Raw genomic sequence first — 1,543 nt, 5'->3', positions numbered from 1 at the left:
CGCGCGCACCGCGCGCGGGCGCCTCCCCCCGTGCCGCCGGACCCGCCGCCCGTCCCGGCCACCGCCCCGCCGGCCGTTCCGGCCACCGGCCCCTCCAGGGGACGGACGACGACCCTCCCGAGCCGGGCGGCGGCCTCCGCCCCGGCGGCGCGTGTGCCGTCGAGGGACTGGTGGCTGCCGGGCTCGGGGCCGGAGCCCTCGCCGTGCTCGTGCTCTCGCTCTGGACGGTCTCGCCGCACCCCGACGACGGCCCGGGCAACGCCACCGCACTCGCCGTGGACCTCTGGCTCCTCGCGCACGGTGCCGCCCTCGTCCGGGCCGAGACGCTCGGCGGCACCCCGGCGCCCATCGGCATCACCCCGCTGCTGCTCGCCCTCGTGCCCGGGTGGCTGCTGCGCCGTGCCGTGCGGGTGACCCTCCCCGCGGACAGCGGCCCCGGCCGAGCGCTGACCACCGCGCTGTGGATCACCGGCGGCTACCTCGTCGCCGCCGCCGTGGGGGTCGTCTACACCCTCGACGGCCCGGTCAGCGTCGATCCCCTCGCCGCCGCCGTCGCCGTCCCGCTGTTCACGCTGGTGGTGACCGTCACCGCGGGGTGGTCGCACACGGGGCCGCCACTGCTGCCCGGACGGGCGCAGTGGCTCCAGGAGACCGACGCCCCGCGCGCGGCGGCGGCGGGGCTGGCCGCGATGTGCGGGGTCGGCACCGTGCTCGCCGCCGTCGCGCTGGTGGGCCACGCGGGCGCCGCGCAGGCCCTGTTCGGCCAGCTCGCGGGGGACTGGTCGGGCCGCATCTCCCTGCTGCTGCTCGCCTGCGCACTCGTACCGAACGCGGCGGTGTGGGCGGCGGCCTACGGCCTCGGCCCGGGGTTCACCGTCGGGGGCGGCGTCGCGCTCGCGCCGCTGGCGACCGGCACCGACGACCCGCGACTGCCGCCGTTCCCGCTGCTCGCCGCGTTGCCCGGCGAGGGCGGCGCCCCGCTCACCCTGGCACTCTCCGCCCTGGTGCCGCTGGCGGCGGTGTCGGTCACCGCCTTCTTCCTGGGGCGTGCCGCGGTGCCGGTGCGCGCCGACCGCGACACCGCCACCTCGGCGGGCGACACCGCCTGCGCGGCGGGGTTGGCCGCCGCGCTGCTCGGACTCGGCGCCGCCGTACTGGCGCTCCTGGCGGGCGGTGCCATGGGTACCGGGGATCTGGCGGAGTTCGGCCCCTCTCCCTGGCTCACCGGCCTGGCGGCCTTCGGCTGGGTCGCGGTGCTCGGCACCCCGGCGGCGCTCCTCGCCCGCGCGTGGCGCCTCCGCCGGGAGAACTTCGCGCGGACCGTGATCAGCGAGGGCGCGGTCGGTGCGCGCGGGATCGCCGCGCGGGGCGGTCGGGCCGTCGCCGCCCGGGTGCCCCGGCCCCAGCGCCGCGCCGACGTGCGGGAGCCGGAACCGGAGGCGGGCGCCGCACCGGAGGCGACGGTCTCACGGAAGGGGTAGAGGTTGACGACGACCAGGTCGAACGGCTCGACCTGGAGGTCGGTGAGCTGCTGCCGGTGGTC

1 protein-coding gene is annotated in these 1,543 nt (G+C 79.3%); it reads left to right on the top strand.

The annotated features are described in order from the left end of the window. Positions 1-170 precede the first annotated feature (170 nt). The gene (locus HCJ92_RS24020; RefSeq protein WP_338054362.1) at positions 171-1,481 is read left to right on the top strand and encodes a cell division protein PerM; all 1,311 of its coding nucleotides are present in this window, start codon (positions 171-173) and stop codon (positions 1,479-1,481) included. The last annotated feature ends 62 nt before the right edge of the window (positions 1,482-1,543 follow it).

The sequence above is a fragment of the Streptomyces spiramenti genome, assembly GCF_012034385.1.
In the GTDB taxonomy this organism is placed as follows: Bacteria; Actinomycetota; Actinomycetes; order Streptomycetales; family Streptomycetaceae; genus Streptomyces; species Streptomyces spiramenti.
This window is presented reverse-complemented; position numbering and strand designations above follow the sequence as displayed.